This window comes from Alkalihalobacillus sp. TS-13, from assembly GCF_019720915.1.
Classification (GTDB): Bacteria; Bacillota; Bacilli; order Bacillales; family Fictibacillaceae; genus Pseudalkalibacillus.
This window is the reverse complement of sequence record NZ_JAHKSI010000001.1, coordinates 1,802,474-1,827,400: the sequence shown is the minus strand read 5'-3', so window position 1 is coordinate 1,827,400 and position 24,927 is coordinate 1,802,474. Positions and strand designations below refer to the sequence as shown.

Genomic DNA, 24,927 nt, shown 5'->3' with positions numbered 1-24,927 from the left:
AAACTATTTGAATAGAAATGGATATCAACCGAGCTTTGAAATCATGAATCACCATTTGAAAACCGTCCTGCAAATTACGAGAAAACATGGATTGTCTCCGATGATCTGGAGCGACATGTACTTCCGGATGGCCTCTTCAACGGGCGATTATTATGATACGGATGCTCATATACCAGCAGAGATTATCAAAGGAATGCCAGATGATGTCCAATTTGTCTATTGGGATTACTACCATGAAGATGAAGGTTTCTATCAGGACTTCTTGAAAAGACATAAAACCTTCGGTTCCACGCCTCTCTTTGCTGGCGGCATTTGGACTTGGAACGGAATCGCGTTCAACTATGATAAGCCCTTCAAGTCTCTGAATGCGGCGATTACAGCTTGTAAAAGAGAAGGGATTCAAGAAGTATTTGCGACATTATGGGGTGATGATGGCGCTGAAACCAATCCATTCACGGGATTGTTAGGCATACAGCTTTTAGCTGAGCATGGGTATGCAATAGAAATCGAGATAGAGAAAGTAAAGAGCAGATTTGGATTTTGCACAGGTGCTGATATGGATGCATTCGTTTCGTTAGGTGATTTGGATCGTCCTCCGGGAGCAGATGATGGGTTCCAATTAGAACCAGACAATCCATCAAAGTATTTGCTATGGCAGGATCCGTTACTCGGATTGTTCGATCACCAAACAGATGGCGTTCCTCTCAATGAATTCTATTCCACCCTTGAGACCAAGTTGAAAAATCAGAAAAAAAGAGCAGGGGAATGGGGATCTCTCTTCGATGTTCCTATCGGGATTTGCTCCGTACTCAGTATTAAAAGTGAGCTCGGTTCGAAAATGAAAGGGTGTTATGGCTCTGATGACCATGATGGTCTACGGAAAATCGCAAATGAAGATCTTCCTGAACTTCTGAGGAGAGTTGGGCAGTTGAGGCGACTATATTATGAACAATGGATGTTTCACAATAAACCCTTTGGATGGGAAGTGATGGACATGAGATATGGCGGTTTGTCCAACAGATTGGAAACGACCAAGCTTAGACTTGTAGATTATCTAGAAGGAAGGATTTCTTCCATTTCTGAATTAGAGGACGATCGCTTGCCTTTTACAATTGACCATCGAAGCAGGCGATATGTAAGAAGTAATGTATATCAAAAGATTGTAACACCGAATGTGTTTTGAGGAAGTATCCACAATTCAAAGGAGGGGATCAATCATGATTAGATTACACATGAATTTTCCGTTAATGGTATTGGTTTTTGGGATTTTGGCGCTAGCGTTGATCGTGTTCCCTGGTTTCACGTTTGCAGAAACCACTTCTGGAAAAGATAAAGCCATGTGGTCATGGTTTCCGAACGAAGATATTCTTACGGACGAAGCTCGTGAAGAAATAATCACCTTTGCAAAAGACAAAGGGGTGAATGTCATCTACCTGAATACTGGTGATCGAGGAGAAGATACCTATTTGGAAATGTATTCCGAACAGTATCAGGAATTCATAGAGCTGGCACATGAAAACGACATCAAGGTGTTTGCCTTGGACGGAGCAGCAAAGTGGGCAAGGAAAGAGAATCATCGTATTCCAATCAAAAGGATGCTTCAGGTGTTCCAATATAACCATCATTCAGACGTTGATGAACAATTTGATGGAATGCAATTTGATATCGAACCTTATCTACTGGACGAATGGGATACAACAGAAGAACGGGAGCAGCTTGTTCAAGAATACTTGAAGGGACTTAAGAAACTAAATGGAATGGCGACTGTATACGGTATGAAATATGATTTTGAATTTATGATTGCAATGCCTTTTTGGTTTGATGGGTCCAAATATGAAACGACATATGAGGGTGTTACAAAACCGCTATCCGATCATGTGATGGATACAGTTGATTACGTCGCGTTGATGGCTTATCGGGATTTTGCAGAAGGAAGAGATTCGATCACATATCACATAGAGCATGAAATTCAATATGCAAGCGAGAATGGAATGAAAGCGGTCATAGGTGTCGAAACCCAATACCTTGAGCCTTATGAAAAAGTTTCCTTCTATGAAGAGGGAGAAGGATATATGAATGAACAATTGGAGATCGTTGACCAGCTTTACTCAAACGAATCTGGATACGCCGGGCAGGCAATACACAAGTATCAAAGCTACAAAAATATGAAGCCATAGCTTTAGAAAGAGCAGGAGCTTCGTTTTCGAAATCGGTTCAAATTTACGAACAATTTGATGTTATGGAAGGGACTGTCCTCATGACAGTCTCTCCTTATTTTCAAATGGAAAGCTATACCTTTATCATAGCCCCATCTACCCGTTTGTATCCCCGTAAAGTCGATAATTCTTCAACGAGGCGTAATGCAGCCTTATCCTTAATCTTGGCCTCGATCATGATATCTGCGTCTTGAAGGGGGCGATTGCTGCATAAGGTGATCGTCCTTATCTTACTGAAGAATTCAGCAGGATAACGAAATAATAGGATTCGGTAGGTGTGATGGTTGGTATCTTAATTTGATTTAGTTTTACTCAGATAAAGAATTTGCTCATCCAAATCAAAGAAGGATGTGTCGTTTTTGGGGGGAAGACAGAGGATTTATAAGCTCGGAGAGAATCATTTTTATAAAAATACAATTAAAAGGTGGGCGTTTTGTCAGACAGAAGATCGTCAAACAAGAAGGAAATACAGCCGTTTATGACGTATTTAAGTTAATAGTGAATAAGGAATAATGGAAGGAGTTTTTCCCTTTGACTACTAAGCTTCCTGAGCGAATTTCAAAAGAACTTATTTTACCTGTCATTTCTGCACCAATGTTTCTCGTGTCTAGCCCAGAGCTTGTCATCGAAAGCTGTAAAGCAGGGATTATTGGTTCGTTTCCATCATTGAATGCCCGAACAGAAGCGACTTTAGAAGAATGGATGGAAAGAATTCGTTTTGAATTGGTATCTGCCAAAGAAAATAATCCCGCTAGAAAAGTAGCCCCATGGGCAGTAAATCTGATCGTCCACAGTTCTAATAAACGGTACGAAACGGATCTTGAATTAGTAAAAAAATATGAGCCACCAATTGTTATTACGTCTTTAGGTAATCCATCTGCTGTCGTAGAAATCGTCCATGGCTATGGAGGGCTCGTTTTTTCAGATGTGGCGACGGTACTGCATGCTCGGAAGGCTTCCAAAACCGGGGTAGACGGACTAATCCTCGTATGCTCAGGAGCGGGAGGACATGCAGGTACGATCAACAGTTTTGCATTCGCTGGTGCGGTGAGAGAGTTTTGGAATGGAATTACGATACTGGCGGGCTGTATTTCAAGCGGGCGAGATGTTTTGGCTTCACAGGCCTTAGGGATGGATATGGCTTACATGGGGACAAGGTTCATCTCCGCAAAAGAAAGCTTTGCACCTGCCGAATATAAGGATATGCTCATTGATTCCAAGTTAGATGATCTCATCTACACGGATACGTTCACAGGTGTAAAAGCCAATTACTTGAAAAGCAGCATCACCAAAGCAGGTATCGATATCGAACGATTAAAATCTAAGGAGACGGTTGATCTCTCCTCTCTTAATCAATCCGATTCTAAGGCATGGAAGAATATATGGTCCGCCGGACAGGGTGTTAACCAAATCCACCACGTCCAATCCGTCACAGAAATCGTCGACGAGCTTAAGGAAGAATATGAACAAGCACAAGAAAGACTGGTCGTAACTTCTTTATGAGTAGTAAATAAAGCCTGGAATGTTCCGGGCTCTATTACATATAGGAAAAATGAAGAAGATTAGGACTTAGTCTATATAATATCGTTATGATCGATACCTGCTGTTGTTCTTGGAGCAATGATCGGATTGTTAACACGTTATTTAAGTTAATATTGGAGAACTTCATGCCTTCTTCATACGCATGATTTGACTATGTGTCTGCCAACTTGATATCTCGGTATATACCGCTAATATTCTGGCGGTTTTTTTGATTCAAAAGTCATTTTCTGAGCGACTTATAACTACCAATTATATGTTCCGTACATCTATTGGACAGGTTTCGTCATCGATTCTCTTTTTAACTATCAAAGATATTGCTTCGCCTGTTTACCCTCCTACAGAAAGCGTTTTTCACAGAATTGGATCGGCCCTAAGAATAAATCGGTGTTAACTTGATGGGCATGTGGCTTCTCCCGCAAAAGTAAAGATCACCGAGATAATCGCAATTTATAAAGAGGAGTACATAAGTATCAGGCATAGTAAACTTAAATAATTGTTTCGGTTTGATTCTGTTTTTTGAGTATTCATATATTTCCCTTGTAAAGTAACAGTGTATATTCACATTTTAGTTTAATAATAATTTAAAAACATCAATAAATTCTGAATTAATTAGAGCCAATCTAAACTCAGCATATAGTATAACGGCCGGATCTTATGCTTCATGAATATGTTGAGATTCTCAAAATCTAAAACAAGTAATTTAATATGAACAAAAAATCGAAGAAATAAACGGAGTTATAAGAACTTTAGAGGGATATACGCTTGTACACACGAAAATTTATAAAGATGTATTTTTTGTGGGTTTTAAAGGATACATTAATAAAGTCAATCCAAATGACGCATAAAAATGAGGAAATAAAGTACGTAAAGTTTCGACATACAGATAGGTATTTTGATACCTATGTTCAAAATATTTCTGGAATTAAAGGGGGATGTGATGTTATGAGTAGCTTCTCGGAAAATACATTTAAAAGCTACAAGTATAAACTTTATGTACCGAGCTTATACAAAGCGGGAAACGATATACCTTTAATGGTGATGCTTCATGGTTGTAAACAAGACCCGAATGACTTTGCTGCAGAAACAAAAATGAATGATCTAGCTGAACAAGAAAACTTTATTGTACTTTACCCTAAGATGAATCGCTTGTTTAACCCTTTTAACCCAGCCCAATTTAATCTTGACGGATGCTGGAACTGGTTTTTAGATTATAATCAGCATCGTCAAGGAGGTCAGCCTCAGATCATTAAAGGAATAATCGATGACGTCAAAAAAAATTATAGTATTGAGCCAAATAAGGTGTATGCAGCTGGTTTATCTGCAGGTGCAGCCATGGCTTCCATTCTAGGAGCAACCTATCCAGATGTGTTTAGTGGTATTGGAATATGTTCCGGATTACCGTATGATGCTATAGATGTATTTATTCCAACTGATCCAACGGCACAAAAGGCTAAAGATGTCATGATTAAAGGTACATCTGATCCGTATGAGTGCGGGAAAATGGCCTATGAGGAAATGGGGAATTATAAGAGGAAAATGCCTGTCATTGTTTTTCACGGTATTTGTGATACCACTGTGCACCCGATTAATGGCCAGCAGGTTATTATACAATGGGGTCAAACTAATTTTCTTGTAGAAGGTGGTAAAGGCAAAGCCGATGTTACACCTGCTTTTCTAAAGGCGGGTATTGTAAATGGAAGGAGCTATACACAACATGTTTACAACGATAAGGATGGATTTTCATTAATGGAACTTTGGATGATCGACAGAATGGGACATACATGGTCTGGTGGAAGCCCAGATGGTTCTTATTCGGATCCGTTAGGTCCGGATACTTCATCCATAATATGGAATTTTTTAACGCATCATTAGGATACACTCCTCACCTGAAACCACATTAAGATTTCTATACAGCCGTTTTATCCCACCTTTTCTATTTAATATTTATTTTTGCTATATTTCAAAAAAAAGAACAGCGATTGCTCGCTGTTCTAGTTAAACCTACTTAATACCGTTTTTGTGTTGTTTTTATATGCATTGAAAAACCCTTTTTGTGTTGTTTTTGCTTGGTTTAAAAAATCTTCCAACAATGGTTTTAGTTCTTCACGATTTTTTTGTTGCTGATCAAAAACCGATTTAATAGATTCTTGAAAGTGCTGTTGTGACTGACTTAGTACATTTAAACTCGCTTTATAAGGTGTTGCGGTTAGTTGTTGAACCCGGCTGATTACTTCATCGAGGCGCTCATTAGACTGTTCGAAAGAGTTGGTTAACTCTTTACCGCTAACACTTTCAATGTTCTGCATAACGTTTTGACGTAGTTCTTTCATTAATTTTGTTTGCTCGTCTTCGATTCTGTTCATATTGTCAGTTACTTTTTCCCATGCTTCCTTTTGGTGTTCAAATGCTTGAAGCGTAAGATTTTCCACTTCCTTGTGGGAATCGTAGACGAAGTTCAATCCGTTTTTCCAACTGTCCCAAAAAGAGTCAACAAAATGAAAAGCATTCTGATCATTGTTTTGGCTTTTATTGTTTGCAGCCATTTTAAAAACCTCCTAAAAAAATAAATATTTATTGTGATTGCAGTAATACTGCAGAGTCACTTTTCATCATTAGGGACAACAAAAGCAATTACTCTTCATCTTTTTTATTACGATCTGTTAAAGATGCAGGCATGAACATATCCGTATACATTGTAAAGAAACGGTTAAGAATCGATTGGTATTGCTCAAGAGATCCCGCCCACGCTTTTAGATAATCCTCACCAGCATCGGTTAAGGAGTAGATTCGCCTTGCCGGTCCACCTGTTGACGTATCCCATTCAGACTTTACCATCTTCTCTTTTTCTAATTGTCTAAGTGTTCGATAAACATTTCCCTGGTCAATAGACGGGAAACCAAATTGGGTCAACTGTTGAATCAGTTTATAACCATGCAAATTCCAGCCGCGCAGACTTAACAAGAGTACAGGTATCATTAAGTTTTTCGGAACGCTGGCGATCACTTTCTCATCATTTGGTGTTGAGTCATTCGTACCCTTTTTCCTTGACATGTGTACCACCCACAAATATGTTAAATGTTTATAAGTGTAATTTACACCTATTTGTTTCATTTGTCAAACCGAAACATCTAACACATCTATCAAAGATTGCGAGAACTTGTATGCTTTATTAATTTTTTATTATAGACACTATTGTAAAGAGGATAGCCTCTACGTGATAGTCTTCTGGAAAAATGAACTTTACATCCGAGATTTTAAAAATTAACAGTAAATTTAGAATTTACAGAAAAACAACAATAAATCTCTTGTACCACAGCAACTTTATCTACTAAGATAATTCATGTGATTCAAAAAATGATTGGAAGGAGAGAACAAATGACTCAACAAAAAAACATTGATCCATTGGAACTGTGGAAAGACTTTTATAACCAGTCGGAATCCTATTGGAGTAACGTATTGGATGAAAAAATCAAGGAAGAGTATTTCTCGGAGTGGATGGGGAAAGTCTTGGAAACGAATCTTCTTTTCAAGAAAATGTTGGATGAAACGACAGAAAGTTATCTAACTCAAGTGAATATTCCTACTCGAAATGACTTTTCAAACATCGCATCTCTCATCATCAATGTTGACTCAAAACTTGATAATTTAGAAGAATTGATTGAAGAAACTAGTACAAATCAAGTAAACCAAGCAGAACTGAAACGTGAAATGGCACGTGTGAAAAATAATATCAAAAGTCTGGACAGTAAACTTGATGAAATCTTTACCTTATTAAATGAAAAAAACAACACAGAAAACACCAAAAAAACGGCTGAGAAACAACAAAACAAATAGCGGATTAAAAAGTTTTTAAAAATGTCTTTAAACATATAAGGAGTGTATCTTGATGGCGGATTTAAACAACCGAGTAGCAATAGTAACAGGCGGCGCAAAAGGAATCGGTGAAGCAATTTCAAGGGAATTTGCTAGGAACGGTGTAAAAGTCGTAATCAACTACAACAGCAGTAAAGGACCGGCAGAAGAGCTAATTGCAGAACTTAAGGAAGTCGGCGGAGAAGCATACGCGGTGCAGGCAGATGTTTCAAATTTGGACGAATCTAAAAAACTGGTAGAAGAAACTATTGATCATTTCGGCACATTAGATTTCGTTGTTAATAATGCAGGAATTACACGTGACTCTACTTTCAAAAAACTTAGTGAAGAAGACTGGAGAACCGTAATTGACGTGAATTTGAACAGTATTTACAATACAACCTCAGCTGCCTTGCCTTACCTTTTTAAATCCGATGCAGGACGCATTATTAATATTTCCTCTATTATCGGGCAGGCAGGGGGCTTCGGACAAACAAACTATGCTGCGGCAAAATCAGGAATGATTGGTTACACAAAATCTCTAGCGCTTGAGCTTGCCAAAAGTGGAATTACAGTTAATTCCGTTTGCCCAGGATTTATTGACACAGATATGATTAGAGAAATTCCGGAAAATATCCGTGAACAAATTGTCGCTAAAATTCCGAAACGCCGTTTTGGCAAACCAGAAGAAATTGCACGCGGAGTTATATTCCTATGCAAAGATAGCGGATATATCACAGGTCAGCAGTTAAATATTAACGGCGGACTATACATGTAGTAAACTCATTTTTAAACGAACAGGAAAGGTGTGAGACGTCATGAGCATTACAGATTCAAAAGAGTGGAAACAGCTTATGGAAACAGTGCCTAATGAGTTCCAAGAATCGTATTCCCGTTTAGCAAGGGCAACGGAAGTGTTAACAACCGAACCCGATCCGGAAGTTGGTCTAACACCAAAAGAAGTTATTTGGACAAAAAATAAAACGAAGTTATACCGGTATTCATCCGATCAGTCAACAAAGTTCAAAGTGCCCATCTTATTGGTTTATGCACTTATTAATAAACCGTATATCTTAGATTTATCAAAAGGAAACAGTTTAGTAGAATATTTGGTAAACCGTGGGTTTGACGTGTACCTCCTTGATTGGGGTACTCCAGGTTATGAAGACAAAACAATGAAACTAGATGACTACATTTTGGACTACATACCACGTGCCGTTCGGAAAGTACTGCGGATATCGAAGAAAGATGAAGTTTCTGTCCTTGGCTATTGCATGGGTGGTACAATGACATCTATTTTCGCCGCTCTGCATCCTGAATTACCGATTCGCAACTTAGTATTTATGACAAGTCCATTTGATTTTGAGGAAACAGGCTTATATGGCTCTTTCCTTGATGAGCGATATTTTGACATTGACAATGTTGTAGATACACTGGGTCTTATCCCTCCTGAAATGATTGATTTCGGAAACAAGATGTTAAAACCAACCACAAACTTTTTTGGACCTTACGTTAGTCTTGTCGATCGAGCAAACAACGAACAGTTCATAAGAAACTGGAAACTGTTACAAAAGTGGATATCCGATGGAGTTCCATTCCCAGGTGAAGCGTATCGTCAGTGGATCAGGGATTTCTACCAACAAAATAAGCTGATTAAAGGAGAACTCGTCATTCGCGGTCGTAAGGTTAACTTAAAAAACATTACTGCAAATGTACTCAACTTGTCAGCTGATAGAGACCTTATTGCACAACCGCATCAAGTAAAAGCGTTAATGGACGTCATATCCAGCAAAGATAAAGAGTACGTTACATTGCCAACAGGCCATGTGTCTGTAACATTTGGATCTAAAGCTGTAAAAATAACCTATCCAACTGTCGGTGACTGGTTGGAAAAACGATCAAATTAGTAGAATTGGAGAAAATAAATAGCTGATTTACATTCTAAAAATTTTTCCAGGAGGGCAATATGATACAGCCAATTTATAGTCCTTGCGATGGCAAGGTTGAAAACATTTTGGTATACGAATCATCTCATATATATGAATGGGAAAAGCTGTTTTTAATAAGAGAAGAGAATGGGTCTGTAAAAGAAGTTACGATTGGGTTGAGTGGTTTGATTACGTCTCTGGAAGTTAAAGAAAATCAAAATGTAACTCCAAACACGGTGTTAGCGAAAATAAAGGAAGATTTATTAATTACCGGGTCGGATTAATCAAATTACTTTAGCAGCACAAACTTCTGTCCTCTAATAACAAAAAAATAAAAAATGGTAAGGAGGTTTATAATGTGAGTATAGGAGAAGAATCGTTGAAACTTCATTTTAAACACAAAGGTAAATTGAGCGTTGATGTTAAGGTCCCTGTTTTTGATGAAAGAGATTTAAGTTTGGTTTATTCTCCAGGGGTGGCCGATCCATGCAGAGCAATTTTTGAAAAGGCTGAGCGGATTTATGATTATACGATCAAAGGGAATCTTGTAGGCGTTGTATCCAATGGTTCTGCCGTTCTCGGACTAGGGAATATCGGACCTGACGCCTCGATGCCGGTTATGGAAGGAAAAGCAGCACTTTTTAAGTTATTTGCAGGAATTGATGCTTTTCCGATATGCCTAAAGGCAGGCACTGCTGAAGAAGTAATCGAAACAGTAAAACGGCTGGAGCCCACTTTTGGCGGTATTAACCTTGAGGATATCTCTGCGCCAGATTGTTTTGTTATTGAGGAGAAATTGAAAAAAGAGATGAACATCCCCGTCTTTCATGATGATCAGCACGGTACAGCAATCGTTACGGCAGCCGGTTTAATCAATGCTTTAAAAGTAGTCCAAAAATCGTTGGATCGAATCAAAGTCGTGGTTAATGGTGCGGGGGCGGCTGGGATTGCCATTACTCAACTTCTTATTAACATGGGTGTTAAAGATATAATCATGTGTGATTCAAGAGGAGCGATCTTCAAGGGCCGGACAGCTGGCATGAACACGAATAAAGTAGAGATTGCCAAAAAAACAAACCATCACAAGATCGAAGGATCTTTAAGCGAAGCACTTAAAGATGCCGACGTTTTCATCGGCGTTTCCGTAGCCGGTGCATTAACAAGAGAAATGGTAAAATCTATGAACATGGCTCCGATTGTTTTTGCGATGGCTAATCCCATCCCGGAAATTATGCCAGAAGAAGCCAAATCCTTGGGGGTAGCCGTTATCGGTACAGGACGATCGGACTATCCTAACCAAATCAATAATGTTCTAGCCTTTCCTGGAATTTTCAAAGGAGCACTCGAAGCTTCCGCATCCGAAATTAACGAAGCGATGAAGCTTGCAGCCGTTTATGCTATTGCTGATCTTATTCAGCCTCATGAGCTAACAGAAGATTACGTGATTCCGAACCCTTTCGATAAACGGGTTGTAACATCTGTTTCTTCTGCAGTCGCTGAAGCAGCTATTAAAACCGGGGTAAGCCGAAAAAAAGCTTATATTACAGCCCTCTAATTAAACTAGTTTTATAAAAGGAGAGGAAGAAATTTGTCGCAAAAAGAAATAGCCATTGTAAGTGCAGTCCGGACACCAATCGGAAATTTTAATGGAAGTTTAAAAGATATTTCAGCTACAAAATTAGGCGCTCTTGTTGTTAAATCAGCATTAGAAAAGTGCGGAATAAACCCTGATCTAGTAAATGAAGTGATTATGGGGAATGTACTTCAAGCCGGATTGGGTCAAAACCCAACGCGGCAAGCTTCGATTCTAGCTGGCATACCTAAAGAGGTACCGGCTTTGACAATAAATAAAGTCTGCGGATCCGGATTAAAAGCGGTTCATTTGGCGGCACAATCCATTTTAGTCGGTGATGCCGACATTGTTGTTGCAGGTGGTATGGAGAACATGAGCCAGGCGCCGTATTTATTAAAAGGTGCTCGCTCAGGATTCCGCATGGGTGACCAAAAAGTAGTCGATAGCATGGTTCACGACGGCTTATGGTGTGCATTTAACGATTATCATATGGGGATTACCGGAGAAAACCTCTGTGAACAATATGAGTTGACCAGGGAAGAACTTGATCAGTTTGCTGCCCGCAGTCAACAAAAAGCGGTGGCAGCAATTGAGGCTTCTCGCTTTAAAGATGAAATTGTTCCGGTTGAAATTCCGCAGCGAAAAGGCGAATCAATCGTGTTTGCAAGGGATGAATTTCCTAGAGCAGGAACAAATGCTGAAAAACTAGCAGGATTACGTCCAGCGTTCAAAAAAGACGGTATCGTAACTGCCGGCAATGCTTCAGGTGTAAATGATGGAGCTGCCGCCGTTGTTGTCATGAGTAAGCAAAAAGCAGATAAATTGGGCCTTGAGCCGCTTGCAACAATCCGGGCGAATGCAAGTGCAGGGGTTGATCCAAGCATTATGGGAATTGGCCCGGTTCCAGCTACGAAAAAAGCATTGGAAAAAGCAGGCCTTTCCATTGAAGACATAAATCTTATTGAAGCAAACGAAGCTTTTGCTGCACAGTCGGTAGCTGTTGGAAAAGAGTTGAAATTTGATGAAGAGATCTTAAATGTAAATGGCGGAGCAATCGCATTAGGACACCCGATTGGCGCAAGCGGGACGCGCATTTTAGTAACGTTACTTCATGAATTAAAGCGGAGAGATGGGCGTTACGGGTTAGCAACATTATGCATTGGCGGCGGTCAAGGTGTTGCAACAGTGATTGAGCGTTCATAAGCAAAGTTTATATAGGGAAATTAATTCTCAACTGGACCTGTGTAACTTGAACAAGTTCAGTTGAGTTTTTTTTACAAGAATCTACTTGACTCTTCGAAAAACGAAAAAGTATCTGATCGGTCCAAATACGAAGGGAAAAGAGCTGTATTTGAAGATTGGCAATTATCTCTTCTTGGTAGCTGGGATTGTAATCGTAATCCCTATAATATAATGAATGTTGTAAAATCACCAGAGTTTAAGAGAGTGCATAAAAAACTTTGTGAAAAGCTTAATATAGAAGAAAATCCTGAATGGGTTAATGAAATTAACCTTTAAGACACCCATACTTCTTGTGGGTGTTTTTTACTAACTAGGTATTAGTAGTCTTCAGTAATAGGGCGTAATTCTAAAGTATTGGATTGCGCTCGTTATTCCATTATAGGAGGCATTTATTTAATAACAGCTCTTTACATTTTAAATTCCACATTTATCTTAAAAGGTGTGATCTTATGGGAATATTATTTGTATTACTTTATTGTTTGATCGGGACAGTAATCCTTTTTGGTGTAATCTATTTCGCAGTGAGGATGGCAATGGTAATTCCTGGACAAGTTTCTATTTAATGAGAATCTATTATATGCTTGAAGAAAAAAATAATGTGGTCTATTTTTTGTGGAAAGACAGTATCGCAACGATCAGAAGCCCAAATGTGAGCATAATTGAAAGTGCTTGGTAAACTGTCATGGAGGCATCACCCCCTTTTGTTTCCGACGTGGGAGTGTGCCGATCATCCTTCAGGATAAGCCGTATTCTATTGCCATTTAATTATAGCGTATATGCCTTTTAACCTGTGGTGATCGTAGCTGCTTACACCATATTGCTCGATGATTTTTGATAAGGAAACTCCTGAGGTTTCCAGGAGTTCCCCTTCTTAATTCATATGATTAATAATGAAAGGATAAATCTAATTAACTGTCCTTAAGATTTCTCCTTATTTTCTATATTTTTTTACTCTTTCGTCTGAGATAACGCCATCCCAGTTAAGGCCAAATGTGAAGTCATAAGCATTTCCTTCTGAGTCTACATGCACGTCCATGTCGTGTGGAACGTCTTCAAATTGTTCTTCTACGGTTTTCATGCTGGCCGGCATTTGCAGTGGCAGAAGCCCGGAAGGTTCAAAACCACCGGATAAGACTTCAAACAATGCTTGGTCTTGAACACCGAAATTTACTAGAATTGCATCAACTTTATTTTCAAATTCAGCAAGTACTGCCGGAGTACTCATGTTGATTGAAACAATTACAGGCTTGTCACCCATTTTCTCTCTAGTTTCAAGTACAAGATCAAGATCTTTTGTATTTGCAGCTGTTACTGTTTTACCCTTGTAAGATCTATTTGTGAAATCTTCTGTTGGATGTCCACCAGCTATACTTACCTTTCTAGCATGATCAGCTGTATATTCGCCGTATTGTAAACTAATTGGTAAGTAACCATTTCCACCATTTTTACGATCTTCTACAGAATAACCAAGTCCGCCATCTGGACTTTTTATTCCAACAAGTGCAAAGTCTGCTTTATTAGGATCTTTCGTTACATTAAAATATTTTTGAACAACATCAAGATTAAATGGAACTTCATAGTAACCTGGTGTCACCCCTCCACCAAAACGAGCTTTCACAGGAGGGTACCAGCGTTCCGGTACATAAGCTGTTAATTTTTTGTTATCTTTTGCTTTTAGTGGTAGCGTCTTATCCTTGTTCTTTAACATAACAATCGACTTGAGTTGTGCTTCAAAACCCGCTTCCATGAATTCTGGATTACCGACAGTCTCAGCTGTTTCTTTGACATCAAGGTAAGGATTTTCAAATAAACCTACTTGGAACACATTTTTTAACAATCTAACTGCAGATTCCTCAAAGCGGTTTCGTATGAATTCTTCTCCATGCTCCTCAACACCCATTTGATAAGCAACTAAAATATCATCTGATTCATCAACACCACCAAACTGATCCACACCGTTCATAATAACTTTATAAAATCGTTCCGGAACAGAAAGATCTTCAACACCCCATGAGGTTCCATAACCGAATTTCTCCATATCGTCGATTTCATAACCAATATCCTCGGTAATTCCCCAGTCTGTAGTGATAACTCCATTATAACCATATTTATTTCTAAGAAGATCATTGATCATATATTTACTATATGAATTACCAACGTTTTCTCCATACTTAGTATCTTGATCCCATGAAATGGTGTAGTAAGGCATGATTGCAGAAACTGAACCGGTTCCACCTTTTAAGTCAAATACACCGTTTAAAAATGGAATAAGATGTTCTTCAAAGTTGTTTCCTGGATAAACGGCGTATTTCCCAAACGGATAATGCGCATCACGTCCAGCTTCACCGGATCCACCGCCAGGCCAGTGTTTGGCCATTGTATTGACACTTGTGTATCCCCATGCTTTAGTAATTTCATCTTCTCCGCTTGATGTTTGGAATCCATCGGCATAGGCTCGAGCCATGTCTGCTGAAAGGTGAGCATCTTCACCAAATGTACCCGGGAACCGATACCAACGGGGATCAGTTGCAATATCAATTTGTGGAGAAAGTGCGGTTGAAATTCCAAGTGCACGATACTCCTTTGAAGCAATTTCACCAAATTCTTCAACAATTTTAGGATCAAAAGTAGCAGCTAACCCAATGGACTCTGGCCACATCGATATATCTCCACCAGCTCCAGCATTAAATTCTGCACTAGAATCCGATCCATGACGTGGATCCGAACTGTTATTTAAAGGAATACCTAAACCCAATCCTTCAGCTAACGCTTGAGCATTATTGTTCCACTGTGCTGCTGTTTCTGGGCTTGCAACACTTGTAAACAATACGTGACGAAGATTATCATTAACAATATAACTTCTCTGGGATTCCGTTAATTCAGCAGAATCAATCCTTTGATGCGAGCTGTACAGCATTAAACCAGAAATTTGTTCTACTGACATTTTAGATGCTAAATCTTCAGCACGCTCTTCAATAGATAGCCGCCAATCCTCGTACTGATCCAACTTTTTATTTTTATTCAAATCTTTAAACGCATATCCAGCACGAATAATGATATCCACTCCGGAATGATCAGAATATCCTAGAGTCGGACCGCCTCGATTTGTCGCATAATTAATTTCACCTGATTCAATAATGGACCATTTTTTTCCGTTATCCTTGGACAAACCTTTTCCAATCCCATTACTATTTGGACTGGCACTACTGGAAAAAGAAGGTGTACCAGCAGATAAAACCAATAAAGTAGCTAGTAAACTACCAACTAATTTTTTACCGAATTTTGAATTTCTTTTCCCCCACTTTTTCTTCATTCCATCCGTTCTCCTCCTTTTAAAATAATATCGCAGCACAAAATCCCTGTTGTAAACGTTTTCATTCTAACATCTGCATTCAAGGAAAAGGGATTGAATATTCTGGATTTTCTTGTGATGAACTGGACTTTTTTGTTTGGAAAAGGGCGGTTGTTGGTTTTGAATACTTTTTATAAACTGGTTAAGGAGTATGAAGCGACACTAAAAAGTATATAAGCATTAATATATGAGAACCCCATAAAAAGATTTTACATGGCTTCCTCAACAATCGGGTAGCATTCCTGTTATGAAGTAATATCCCAGAAAAAAATAGCCCCTTGGTATGATTGTCTTAGAGCTGGCCAGCAAAAAGAACAATTATACCAGGAGGCTGCACAATGAATTATAACCAAAATCAAAAACTTGCTCAAATTACTTCTCAAACACTTATTATAGGCGTTGATATCGCGAAGTTCAATCATGTTGCACGAGCTCAGGACTTTAGAGGTGTAGAATTTGGAACGTCTCTATCTTTTGAGAACACTAAAACTGGCTTTAATAATCTATTGAAGTGGATTCAAAAGTTAATCACTGATCATAGCATGAATCAAGTCATGATAGGCATGTAGCCTAAGGTCATTATTGATATCAAGTTCGTTGTGGTAAACCCTTTACATGTGAAGAAAGCTAAAGAGTTAGATGATAATTCACCTACAAAGAATGATGTGAAAGATGCCAAGGTCATTGCACAATTAGTGAAAGATGGGCGATACGCTGAACCGAATATTCCAGAAGGTGTTTATGCGGAACTCCGTGTCATCGTTCCTGGACCACCTGGTAAAGCAATAAATCCATCAGCTAGTTCTGACATTTTGGTTTTTCTTTCATGCATAGATCCAACAACCATCAGTTCAGTTAGGCGTTTATGTGCTATTTCCCTCTTTTCTAGAAAGTCGGGCATAACACTAATCACTTGTCCGCCTTCCTCTAAGATCGTATCTGCAAGAGCTCTCATCATTCCTACACTTGCCCCGCCATAGACGAGAGTGATATCTCTTTTACCCATTTCTTTCCCGAGCTTTTTTGCCCCCCTCTATATAAGCATTAGATGCTCCGGGGCTTGACCCGCAAAATACAGCTATTTTTTTCATCCTATCCCTCCTGAAATCACCATGAGTATTATACAAAATTTAGAATCCTTTGTTAAACTATGGCTAATGTGAGGAGGAGTAAAATGGATGTTACCGAATTTCAACAATGGATCAAAGAATATTATGAAATCAGAGGGTGGTCTGAGTTAGATATCTTTATACGGATTGGCTTTTTAGCTGAGGAAACGGGAGAGGTAGCCCGAGCCATAAGATCCCTTGAGATAGGAAGAGATCGTCCAGACGAAAGGGATGAGTCTTATGAAAAAAATAAACAAGAGTTAACGGAAGAATTAGGGGATGTATTAGGAAATCTCATCATTATTGCGAATAAATATGAAATTCCCTTAGAAAAAGTGTTCCAAGCACATAAAGAAAAACTTTCAAAACGATATGACATTTAATATAAGATATTGCATGATTACTTCATAGTATCTTGAATTAAAGTCTTCAGGATTAGGGGGTGATTGTTTAAGTTCGTGAATATAACAAGTTAGATATATCTTGAATTCGAATCACCATGGTTGGGGGCTATTTAAGAGGAAGGCCAAACCTAATTATTGGTTTGTCTTTTTCAGATGATTGAATACAGGATAAAAATGCAACCACAAACGTTTGGGTTGCATTTTTTGCATTAGAAAACACTTTCACTGATTGAGATAAATGTATTTAGCAATGGAGTAAGATTTTTATCTTTATGCCACGAGATAAAGTGGTATATTTCCTGGTCCTTCCCTTTTGACCAATCTATGATGCTTAATTCATTTCTCTCAACCTCGTCTTTTACCACTTCATACGGTAATAGGGCAATGCCAAGATCTGATTTCACACAGTTCTTGAGGGTTTCGATGTTGGTAATTTCAAAAGTGGAATTGAATTTGATTTCGTGCTCTAGAAGCATATCTTCTAATAAATTTCTGTATGAACATCCTTTTGCAGTTAATATAAGGGTTTCTTCGATTAATTCTTCCAGTTTTGGATTATCAAGTTCAGTGGTTTTACTCACTGGGGAAGCAACCAAAACTAAGCTTCCCTTCGACAATTTAGAAACCTTTAAGTTATTCCCGTCATCTATATCCTCTCCGAACATAAAGGCAAAATCCAGTTCTCCGGACTGTAGCTCTGACTGAATTTCTGAATATTTATGAACGGGTTTGACGATGACTCCAACATTCGGAAATAAAATTTTTAATTCCTTCAACACTTCAGGGAGCTTATAAGTACATTGACTTTCAGTCGCCCCCACCACAATAGTACTCGTCATATTTTTATCGTAATTGATTTCATCAATGGCCGATTGGTATTGAGTAGTAATGGTGTCAGCATACACCTGAAATTTCTCTCCAAATGGCGTTAAAACTAATTTATTTCCTAGTCTCTCGAACAAGTTCACACCTAGTTCCGATTCTAAGCTTTTGATTTGGGACGTCACACTGGATTGAGCATAATTCAAAATTTCAGCACTTTTAGTGAAATTTAATGTCTTGCAAGCTACTTGAAATGTAGTAAGTTGCTTCATATCCATCTATCTCACTCCACTTCTATCGTATTTTTCGATTCATTCCATCGAACTTTTCATCTGGGATACAGGCATTTATTAACTTGTGATTAACTTACCATACATTTACTGAAATTTATAAAAAGTAGAATCGAAAAACATAATAAGGAGTTGGAGTGAAAAATGGGAGAACAAATGATTGTAGCTTTTGTAGAACCGAGCTTTTATGGGGTGGATTTTGTAGAGAGGACCTATCGAAAAGGGTGCAAAGTCATTGCCATAGGATCTTCTGCAGACAACCCTAGAAAATATGGTTATGAAGACTATTATGATGATTTTTTAATAGCTAATATTAGGGATCTAAAGTCTATTTTTTATGCTATTAAGGATTCTGTTTATGATGGGAGACTTCTATTGCTTATTTAACGTCTCGAAACAATGGTGAAATCTCAACCGTAACTGGAATCGAAAATATAAAGAATGATCCTTCTGTCATTAAATATGAAATAAATGTTAAACCTGGCGATACAGTGAGGCCCCCGAGAGTTCTGATGATCGTTTAGGCTATGTAATCACCTCAGGAGTAAATTCAAAGGAAGCTAAAAGAAAAGCTAGTCATTTGATTAACTCTATTCAATTAGAATATGTATAATCTTCTATTTTAATGGAAAAAACCCATATTCTATGAATTTATCGGGGTTTTCATTTGAATAAAGCGCTTCTTTTGTTCAGACGTTTTTTTCGATGGTAACCATTTAAATTATCCGTTTTACCACTTGTAATCCCTACGGTAGGATTTTTATAGAGTTAAATATAATGATGAGGTGATGAGATGTCGGTTTTAACTAGGAAAGGTTTCTTGTTCTTTTTTCTTGCGGATATCATATCTGGTTTTGGTGTAGGTATGAGTACTATTGGGGCAAATTGGTACTTATTAGATGAAACTGGTTCGACAGGAGCAGTAGGTATTATGTTAGCTCTTAACGTAATAGCCGGATTTCTTGTTTCTCCCTTGACTGGGATTCTTACAGATAAATTTAATCGAAAAGGAGTGATTCAATTAACTTTTATCCTACGGGCAGTGGCTATCGGAATACTGACAGCTGCGTTCATGTTTAATGGATTCACCATCGGCTACATATATTTATTTGCCGTCATCAATGGTCTTGGTTGGAGCATTTACATGTCGGCATCTCGTAGTCTCATTCAAGAATTACTACCGGAAGAGGAATTATCCAAAGGAAATTCTTTGATTGAGATTAGTTTACAAGTGGGAATGTTTATGGCTGGGGCAGCTTCCGGCTTTATTTATAAGTTTGCCGGATTTGAAACGATCCTTCTGATAAATTCCTTAATGTTTGTGATGAGTAGTTTGTTTATGAGCTTCGTTAAGTACCAATCCATTTTACTAGAGGATAAGGATGAAGGGTATCTTCGGTCCTTTAAAAAAGGAATTCATTATTTGCGTTCCCATCAATTGACGTTTCTCATGGGATTTGTTGCGATCGTTCCTTTGGTAGGGACTATGGTTTTCAATGTGGTCTTACCAGAGTATGTCAGTGGAACTTTAAATGCTGATTCCGTCGTCTTTGGGTTCTCCGATATGGCTTATGGGATAGGTGGTTTGATTTCTGGGTTTATAGCTGCCCCTTTTGCAAAAAAAATCACTAAAAACAAAGCAGTCAGTGTTATCTTCTCGCTATCTGTTCTCACTTTAGTGGGATTATCTTTTAATTCACTAGTGAGCATGATCTATCTAGGAAGTTTCTTAATTGGATTTTCCAACTCATCCATAAGAATTATTATGAACACTATGCTAATGGAGATTGTTCCCAAACCATTGATGGGCAGAGCGATGTCTGTATGGATGGGGATAGCATTATTTCTTCAAGCTGTATTTGCAAGTGGGCTAGGTCTGCTTATTGATGTTTTTTCCCCAAGCATAGGTTTTATTTGTATGGGAGGACTGATGTTGGCTGGGTTGATTTTGCATTATATTGTTTCGAAACGTAAGAGTCAAACTAATTATCGATATGAGGTGGTCTAAATGAAAGTTGGAGTAATTTATGGAAGCACAAGAGAGCTCGGAAATACAGAATTTTTAACTGAAGAAGTTGTTAAAAGGTTACCAGACGTAACAAAAATTGATCTCAAGAGGTATCAGTTTAAAGATATTATTGACCAAAGACATGAAAAGAATGGATTTTCTCCAGTTAAAGATGAGTATGACCAAATCATTGACCAAATCATTGACTGTGAGGTTTTAATCTTTGCTACACCAATCTATTGGTATGGAATGACCAGTGTGATGAAACGTTTTATCGATCGTTGGTCGCAAACTGTTAGGGATGAAAAATATCCGAATTTCAAAGAGAAAATGAGTCAGAAACAAGCATATATTATTGCGGTTGGAGGAGATAACCCTCGTGTGAAAGGGGTGCCACTTGTACAACAATTCATGTATATTTGCCAATTTATTGGTTTGGACTATAAGGGATACGTATTAGGAGAGGGAGCAAAACCTAAAGATATTTTTAAAGACGAGAAAGCTATAGAAGATGCTTGTAAGCTTGGTGAATTGTTGAATAAGAAAAATGAGATAGAGACGGTGAATGTATTAGAGGAAGGAATTACGGAGTCATTGGAGTAAGCATTGTAGGATTAATTTCTCCTTTATTTTAACTCTGTGATTTTGAGATCGTTTTTTGGAATTTAGATTCTCTATATAGAAAAATGCCTAAAAGGAGGAAACAGGAGTTTGAAATTTTGATGATGTACTATTGGATATATGATCTAGAAGGTAATGAAAGCTATTGGCAGGAATATTTAGAGAAAACATTACCTTTTCGCGAATCAAAATGATAACATAAAAAATTAATATACGACGTATTTATTACAACTCTCCATGATATAATGATGATGCAATAGAATAGGATTTTCTCAAGGGTGGTCGGCACACTCCCAAAAGAAAGGGGGTGGTGCTGTATGACGGTATTTGAAGCGTTGATGTTCGCGTGTGCGTTTGCAACGTTAATTGTTGTAGTACTGTCATTTAACCATAAAAAATAATCCACCCTTGAGTTAGAGGCTCTGGTGGATTATTCTACCCTTAGCCGATCCCCCTTGACGGGAACCGTCTATTGCATGACCGTTGGTGTTAGCAGCACCGACGGTCTTTTTTAATATATGCGAACTTTCTAATTTTATTATAACCGATATTACCAAAAGAAAACAACTATCACCTTGAGAGACCTCTGTTTCCTAGTTAATAAATTGATGCTATATCTGATATTTAGTACATTCCTTTAGGCAAGAGGTCAAGCCATATTCGCATACCTTTTTAAAGAGGTGATGCGAGGTGCATGTCGAAATCATTGAAGGAAGTTCTACTGACCGGATCCGTTATTCTTGTTACTCTTATCTGAAGGAAAAATACAGAAAGGAGAAACTCAATGATTGCGATTTATGCAAGGGTGAGTACGGAAGAACAAGCGAAGAAGGGATTCAGCCTCGAGGATCAACTAAAGGAGTGTCGGAAGAAAGCGAGCTCAAATGAAGTCATTGAATATGTAGACAGGGGAATGTCCGGTGAATTCTTAGACCGTCACGCACTAACTAAGTTAAGGAATGACGTACGTGATGGTTTAATTTCTAAAGTGATATGTTTGGATCCAGATCGTCTTTCCCGTAAATTGATGAACCAATTAATTATAACCGATGAAATTGAAAAACGCGGTGTAGAGCTTATTTTTGTGACGAGTGAGTATACAAAAACTCCAGAAGGAAACTTGTTCTATAGTATGCGTGGGGCAATTGCTGAATTTGAGAAAGCGAAAATTAATGAGCGGATGAGTCGTGGTAGAAGAGAAAAAGCGCGACAAGGAAAAGTACTAAGAAATTTCCAAATTTACGGTTATGACTACGATAAAGAAACCTCCCAAATTATTATAAACCAAGAGGAAGCGAGTATTGTAAAGCTGATTTTTGACCTATTCACCAAACCAAATGGTTTTGTGGAAGGAATTAATGGAATAGCTAAGTATTTAACCCAAAAAGGGATTCCTACCAAAAGAGGTGCGAAAGTATGGCACCGTCAAGTTGTTCGGCAGTTATTGATGAATCAAGTTTATACGGGTAAATTTTATCAAAATCGCTGGAACACAGAAGGTATGCTTGGGAACAAGTATAAATCAAAAGAAGACAGGGTCCCTATGAGAGAACGTCCCAAAGAAGAATGGATTCCCATTGAGTGTCCCGCAATCATTGATGAAGAAACATTCGAACATGCCCAAACATTACTTGAACAATCTAGAAGACGTTGGGCAAAAAAAGCAAGACATGAGTATTTGTTAAGCGGCTTGATTCGTTGTGGCGATTGCAATAATACAATGGTTGGTGTTAAAACAACGAACTGGGGAGAAACCGTCTATATCTATACGGACTATAAAAACTATGCAGGAGCCAAACATCCAGGATGTGGCCGTAGAACCAACGTTTCAAAATTGGATCAAGATGTCTGGGAGACCATTCTCAATTGGTTGAATGCGCCCGAAGAGATTGCGGCAGCAACTGAAAGAGAGGAAGAAGAGGAAACAGCTGACTTTGAGGAAATCGAGATCAAAAGACTTGAATCCGAAATCAACAGAGTAAAAGTTGGAAGAAAAAAGTTGTTGAATTTATTCTCAGAGGGATTAGATATTTCTGAAGAGGAAATCAGGGAGTCTTTAAAAGAGTTGAAGGATAAAGAAGAACGACTAACAAAGGATTTGTTAGAACTAGAGAAGTCAAGAAAGAATATGGATCAACAAATATACGGAAAGAAGTTACTCCAGGAAGCAGCTGAATTTTATTTTTCGAAAGGTCAAGAAGAATTGACTTTTGAAGATAAAAAGTCCCTTATCCGGCATGTAATAAAAGAGATCAGGGTATATGAAGATCGTATCAAAATTTACACCTTCTAATTAACATGTTTTTACGCTAGGTAATGACATTAGAATGGAAATCCTCATGCATTTGAGGGCGATCAAAAAAACAAAGAAGGACGTCTCCTTACATGATCCGATCGGAACGGATAAAGAGGGAAATGAAATCACACTGATCGATGTCCTCAAAGCCGATCTTGAAGACATTGTCGATACCATTCAATTGAAGATGGAAAAGAAACAGATCTATGAACATATCCATATCCTCGATGATCGTGAAAAGGAAGTTATTGTCGGCCGTTTTGGACTCGATCTAGAAAAAGAACGGACCCAACGAGAGATCGCAAAAGACCTGGGAATCTCTAGAAGCTACGTCTCTCGGATCGAAAAACGCGCCCTGATGAAGTTGTTTCATGAATTCTACAGACAGAGGAACGACAAGGAAAAAGGGTAGAAGAAAACAGCTCATGGCATATAGTGCCAGGGCTGTTTTTATTAAGTATAGACAATATTGTCATGTGGATAAAAACGAACATATAACTTCTAAAGGGTAAAATGCATTTAAAAAAGAACAACTTATAAATTTGTGTTACCATTTAGTCTAACAAAAGTGGATGGGAGTGGTAATAATGACGAAAGGGCTCGAGGGGAAGCATATCGTTCTTACGGGATCAAGAAGGACTGAAGAAATGTGTGCTTTAGTAGAGAAACAGGGAGGAATCCCTATAGTAAAGCCTGCTCAAGGGACAGTATTTTTGGATGAGAAAGAGGTAGAACCAGAGATTATACGAATCGTAAAAGAAGGTGTTGATTGGATCGTTTTTACAACAGGTATAGGGGCGGAAACACTATTTAAGATTGCTGAAAACTTAGGAATATATGAACGTTTTATCACTACAATCAAAAAAGCGAAAGTAGCTACTAGAGGATATAAAACTCGTTCAGTATTGAAAAAGTTGGGTATTGCTCCAATTGCTGTTGATGACGACGGAACAACCCAAGGACTTATCCGTAACCTTGAGGAGTTTGAATTTAATGACCAGAGAGTGACGATCCAACTCCATGGTGATTCTGCACCAAAACTTATTCGATTTTTAGAGGGAAGAGGAGCTGTTTACTCACAAATTCTCCCGTATAAACATCTAATCCCCGATTCTCAAGTATTAAAAAGTTTATGTGATGAAATTTCTAAAGGGAAAGTAGATGCGGTATGTTTCACAACAGCACTACAGGTCCGTTTTCTTTTTGACTATGCAAGAGAAACGAAGTATTTACCTCAAATCAAAAATATGTTTAACAACAAAGTGATGGCTGCATCCGTGGGCAAAATAACAGCAGAAGCATTACATGAAGAAGGGGTAGAAAATGTACTCCAACCTGAAAAACAACGGATGGGGGCGATGATCGTGAAACTGTCCCGATATTATTTAGAGAAAAAAGAAAATACGGATGATTGATAAAAAATGTAAGTTATCTCTTTTTGATCGATGATCGAAATTTGAGAATCCAGTAGTCATTTGCTGTTTTTTAATGTGCTATACCTCTTCTTTTTCAATGATTCCAATTTTGAAAGCGTTTACCGTTCCGATCCTCCTATGTTTATCCTTCCTTTTACCTTCATGGATGAATATTCTATGCCTGATTGACCTCGATAAATATTAAACATTCGTTATTTCACTACAATTTAACCCCATCCTTTCTTATCTTAATTTCT

The 24,927-nt window shown here is 38.2% G+C and carries 21 protein-coding genes and 4 pseudogenes; 19 read left to right on the top strand and 6 right to left on the bottom strand.

All coding sequences use genetic code 11. The features are described 5' to 3' along the window. Window positions 1-7: 7 nt before the first annotated feature. The 4 genes from KOL94_RS09150 (at window position 8) to KOL94_RS09135 (ending at window position 5,630) form a co-directional block, all read left to right on the top strand. Window positions 8-1,183, top strand: a complete 1,176-nt coding sequence (locus KOL94_RS09150) for a hypothetical protein (protein WP_221565860.1) — start codon at window positions 8-10, stop codon at window positions 1,181-1,183. 34 nt (window positions 1,184-1,217) lie between these two features. Continuing rightward, window positions 1,218-2,177 (top strand): hypothetical protein, encoded by a 960-nt coding sequence (locus tag KOL94_RS09145; RefSeq protein WP_221565857.1) that lies wholly within the window; start codon window positions 1,218-1,220, stop codon window positions 2,175-2,177. 570 nt (window positions 2,178-2,747) lie between these two features. Next, window positions 2,748-3,719, top strand: coding sequence for an NAD(P)H-dependent flavin oxidoreductase (locus KOL94_RS09140; RefSeq protein ID WP_221565854.1), 972 nt, complete (start codon window positions 2,748-2,750; stop codon window positions 3,717-3,719). A gap of 825 nt (window positions 3,720-4,544) precedes the next feature. Continuing rightward, the gene (locus KOL94_RS09135; protein WP_221565851.1) at window positions 4,545-5,630 is read left to right on the top strand and encodes an extracellular catalytic domain type 1 short-chain-length polyhydroxyalkanoate depolymerase; all 1,086 of its coding nucleotides are present in this window, start codon (window positions 4,545-4,547) and stop codon (window positions 5,628-5,630) included. A gap of 119 nt (window positions 5,631-5,749) precedes the next feature. Here KOL94_RS09135 and KOL94_RS09130 read toward each other — a convergent pair whose 3' ends face one another. Next, window positions 5,750-6,301, bottom strand: a complete 552-nt coding sequence (locus KOL94_RS09130; RefSeq protein ID WP_221565848.1) for a hypothetical protein — start codon at window positions 6,299-6,301, stop codon at window positions 5,750-5,752. An 88-nt stretch (window positions 6,302-6,389) separates the two neighbouring features. Beyond that, window positions 6,390-6,809, bottom strand: coding sequence for a poly-beta-hydroxybutyrate-responsive repressor (phaQ, locus tag KOL94_RS09125; RefSeq protein WP_221565844.1), 420 nt, complete (start codon window positions 6,807-6,809; stop codon window positions 6,390-6,392). A 324-nt stretch (window positions 6,810-7,133) separates the two neighbouring features. On the opposite strand from phaQ, the gene phaR reads away from it, so the two are divergent. The 6 genes from phaR to KOL94_RS09095 all read left to right on the top strand — a co-directional run bounded on the left by phaR (window position 7,134) and on the right by KOL94_RS09095 (window position 12,314). Next, a complete protein-coding gene (gene phaR, locus KOL94_RS09120) occupies window positions 7,134-7,592 on the top strand; it encodes a polyhydroxyalkanoic acid synthase subunit PhaR (protein ID WP_221565841.1) in 459 nt (152 codons plus the stop codon). 52 nt (window positions 7,593-7,644) lie between these two features. Further along, window positions 7,645-8,388: a 3-oxoacyl-ACP reductase gene (locus tag KOL94_RS09115; protein WP_221565838.1), complete on the top strand. Its 744-nt coding sequence runs from the start codon at window positions 7,645-7,647 to the stop codon at window positions 8,386-8,388. A gap of 76 nt (window positions 8,389-8,464) precedes the next feature. Next, complete coding sequence (gene phaC, locus KOL94_RS09110) at window positions 8,465-9,517, top strand: class III poly(R)-hydroxyalkanoic acid synthase subunit PhaC (RefSeq protein ID WP_483298085.1); 1,053 nt, start codon at window positions 8,465-8,467, stop codon at window positions 9,515-9,517. Between the two features lie 59 nt (window positions 9,518-9,576). Continuing rightward, window positions 9,577-9,822: a biotin/lipoyl attachment domain-containing protein gene (locus KOL94_RS09105; RefSeq protein WP_221565833.1), complete on the top strand. Its 246-nt coding sequence runs from the start codon at window positions 9,577-9,579 to the stop codon at window positions 9,820-9,822. Between the two features lie 74 nt (window positions 9,823-9,896). Beyond that, window positions 9,897-11,093, top strand: coding sequence for an NAD(P)-dependent malic enzyme (locus tag KOL94_RS09100; RefSeq protein ID WP_221565831.1), 1,197 nt, complete (start codon window positions 9,897-9,899; stop codon window positions 11,091-11,093). A 33-nt stretch (window positions 11,094-11,126) separates the two neighbouring features. Then, window positions 11,127-12,314, top strand: coding sequence for an acetyl-CoA C-acetyltransferase (locus tag KOL94_RS09095; protein ID WP_221565828.1), 1,188 nt, complete (start codon window positions 11,127-11,129; stop codon window positions 12,312-12,314). A 642-nt stretch (window positions 12,315-12,956) separates the two neighbouring features. Here the strand turns inward: KOL94_RS09095 and KOL94_RS25765 are convergent. Continuing rightward, entirely contained in the window at window positions 12,957-13,037 is an 81-nt protein-coding gene (locus KOL94_RS25765) for a putative holin-like toxin (RefSeq protein ID WP_221567641.1), read from the bottom strand. 247 nt (window positions 13,038-13,284) lie between these two features. After that, window positions 13,285-15,666: a glycoside hydrolase family 3 protein gene (locus KOL94_RS09085; protein WP_221565825.1), complete on the bottom strand. Its 2,382-nt coding sequence runs from the start codon at window positions 15,664-15,666 to the stop codon at window positions 13,285-13,287. A gap of 377 nt (window positions 15,667-16,043) precedes the next feature. Here KOL94_RS09085 and KOL94_RS09080 point away from each other — a divergent pair. Beyond that, window positions 16,044-16,463: pseudogene (locus KOL94_RS09080) on the top strand (IS110 family transposase); the annotation flags it as partial. On the opposite strand, the pseudogene KOL94_RS09075 reads toward KOL94_RS09080, so the two are convergent. Continuing rightward, a pseudogene (locus tag KOL94_RS09075) lies at window positions 16,463-16,796 on the bottom strand (LOG family protein); the annotation flags it as partial. The pseudogenes KOL94_RS09080 and KOL94_RS09075 sit on opposite strands and share 1 nt — an antisense overlap. A gap of 83 nt (window positions 16,797-16,879) precedes the next feature. Between KOL94_RS09075 and KOL94_RS09070 the strand changes: the two are divergent. After that, the gene (locus tag KOL94_RS09070; RefSeq protein WP_221565822.1) at window positions 16,880-17,197 is read left to right on the top strand and encodes a MazG nucleotide pyrophosphohydrolase domain-containing protein; all 318 of its coding nucleotides are present in this window, start codon (window positions 16,880-16,882) and stop codon (window positions 17,195-17,197) included. Between the two features lie 230 nt (window positions 17,198-17,427). On the opposite strand, the gene KOL94_RS09065 is transcribed toward KOL94_RS09070, so the two are convergent. Next, the gene (locus KOL94_RS09065; RefSeq protein ID WP_221565819.1) at window positions 17,428-18,318 is read right to left on the bottom strand and encodes a LysR family transcriptional regulator; all 891 of its coding nucleotides are present in this window, start codon (window positions 18,316-18,318) and stop codon (window positions 17,428-17,430) included. Between the two features lie 156 nt (window positions 18,319-18,474). Here KOL94_RS09065 and KOL94_RS09060 point away from each other — a divergent pair, with 156 nt between their 5' ends. From KOL94_RS09060 to KOL94_RS09025, 7 genes and pseudogenes are all read left to right on the top strand, one after another. Next, complete coding sequence (locus KOL94_RS09060) at window positions 18,475-18,717, top strand: hypothetical protein (protein ID WP_221565816.1); 243 nt, start codon at window positions 18,475-18,477, stop codon at window positions 18,715-18,717. Then, window positions 18,705-18,943 (top strand): annotated as a pseudogene (locus KOL94_RS25760) (hypothetical protein). The gene KOL94_RS09060 and the pseudogene KOL94_RS25760 overlap by 13 nt, the downstream one beginning before the upstream one ends. Before the next feature lie 180 nt (window positions 18,944-19,123). After that, complete coding sequence (locus KOL94_RS09045; RefSeq protein WP_221565813.1) at window positions 19,124-20,338, top strand: MFS transporter; 1,215 nt, start codon at window positions 19,124-19,126, stop codon at window positions 20,336-20,338. Beyond that, window positions 20,339-20,941, top strand: coding sequence for a flavodoxin family protein (locus tag KOL94_RS09040; protein ID WP_221565809.1), 603 nt, complete (start codon window positions 20,339-20,341; stop codon window positions 20,939-20,941). An 802-nt stretch (window positions 20,942-21,743) separates the two neighbouring features. Next, on the top strand, window positions 21,744-23,252 hold the full coding sequence (locus KOL94_RS09035) for a recombinase family protein (protein ID WP_221565806.1): 1,509 nt from the start codon (window positions 21,744-21,746) through the stop codon (window positions 23,250-23,252). A gap of 28 nt (window positions 23,253-23,280) precedes the next feature. Then, window positions 23,281-23,667 (top strand): annotated as a pseudogene (locus KOL94_RS09030) (sigma-70 family RNA polymerase sigma factor); the annotation flags it as partial. A 175-nt stretch (window positions 23,668-23,842) separates the two neighbouring features. Further along, complete coding sequence (locus KOL94_RS09025) at window positions 23,843-24,670, top strand: uroporphyrinogen-III synthase (RefSeq protein WP_221565800.1); 828 nt, start codon at window positions 23,843-23,845, stop codon at window positions 24,668-24,670. Window positions 24,671-24,927: the final 257 nt, after the last annotated feature.

Bases quoted from the DNA above. Each gene is read 5' to 3' on its own strand.
- KOL94_RS09070 (WP_221565822.1), top strand. From the start codon at position 16,880: ATGGATGTTACCGAATTTCAACAATGGATCAAAGAATATTATGAAATC.
- KOL94_RS09135 (WP_221565851.1), top strand. From the start codon at position 4,545: ATGTATTTTTTGTGGGTTTTAAAGGATACATTAATAAAGTCAATCCAA.
- KOL94_RS09115 (WP_221565838.1), top strand. From the start codon at position 7,645: ATGGCGGATTTAAACAACCGAGTAGCAATAGTAACAGGCGGCGCAAAA.
- KOL94_RS09040 (WP_221565809.1), top strand. From the start codon at position 20,339: ATGAAAGTTGGAGTAATTTATGGAAGCACAAGAGAGCTCGGAAATACA.
- phaC (WP_483298085.1), top strand. From the start codon at position 8,465: ATGGAAACAGTGCCTAATGAGTTCCAAGAATCGTATTCCCGTTTAGCA.
- KOL94_RS09060 (WP_221565816.1), top strand. From the start codon at position 18,475: ATGGGAGAACAAATGATTGTAGCTTTTGTAGAACCGAGCTTTTATGGG.
- KOL94_RS25765 (WP_221567641.1), bottom strand. From the start codon at position 13,037: ATGACAGTTTACCAAGCACTTTCAATTATGCTCACATTTGGGCTTCTG.
- KOL94_RS09105 (WP_221565833.1), top strand. From the start codon at position 9,577: ATGATACAGCCAATTTATAGTCCTTGCGATGGCAAGGTTGAAAACATT.
- phaQ (WP_221565844.1), bottom strand. From the start codon at position 6,809: ATGTCAAGGAAAAAGGGTACGAATGACTCAACACCAAATGATGAGAAA.
- KOL94_RS09045 (WP_221565813.1), top strand. From the start codon at position 19,124: ATGTCGGTTTTAACTAGGAAAGGTTTCTTGTTCTTTTTTCTTGCGGAT.
- KOL94_RS09035 (WP_221565806.1), top strand. From the start codon at position 21,744: ATGATTGCGATTTATGCAAGGGTGAGTACGGAAGAACAAGCGAAGAAG.
- KOL94_RS09085 (WP_221565825.1), bottom strand. From the start codon at position 15,666: ATGAAGAAAAAGTGGGGGAAAAGAAATTCAAAATTCGGTAAAAAATTA.
- KOL94_RS09145 (WP_221565857.1), top strand. From the start codon at position 1,218: ATGATTAGATTACACATGAATTTTCCGTTAATGGTATTGGTTTTTGGG.
- phaR (WP_221565841.1), top strand. From the start codon at position 7,134: ATGACTCAACAAAAAAACATTGATCCATTGGAACTGTGGAAAGACTTT.
- KOL94_RS09025 (WP_221565800.1), top strand. From the start codon at position 23,843: ATGACGAAAGGGCTCGAGGGGAAGCATATCGTTCTTACGGGATCAAGA.
- KOL94_RS09065 (WP_221565819.1), bottom strand. From the start codon at position 18,318: ATGGATATGAAGCAACTTACTACATTTCAAGTAGCTTGCAAGACATTA.
- KOL94_RS09130 (WP_221565848.1), bottom strand. From the start codon at position 6,301: ATGGCTGCAAACAATAAAAGCCAAAACAATGATCAGAATGCTTTTCAT.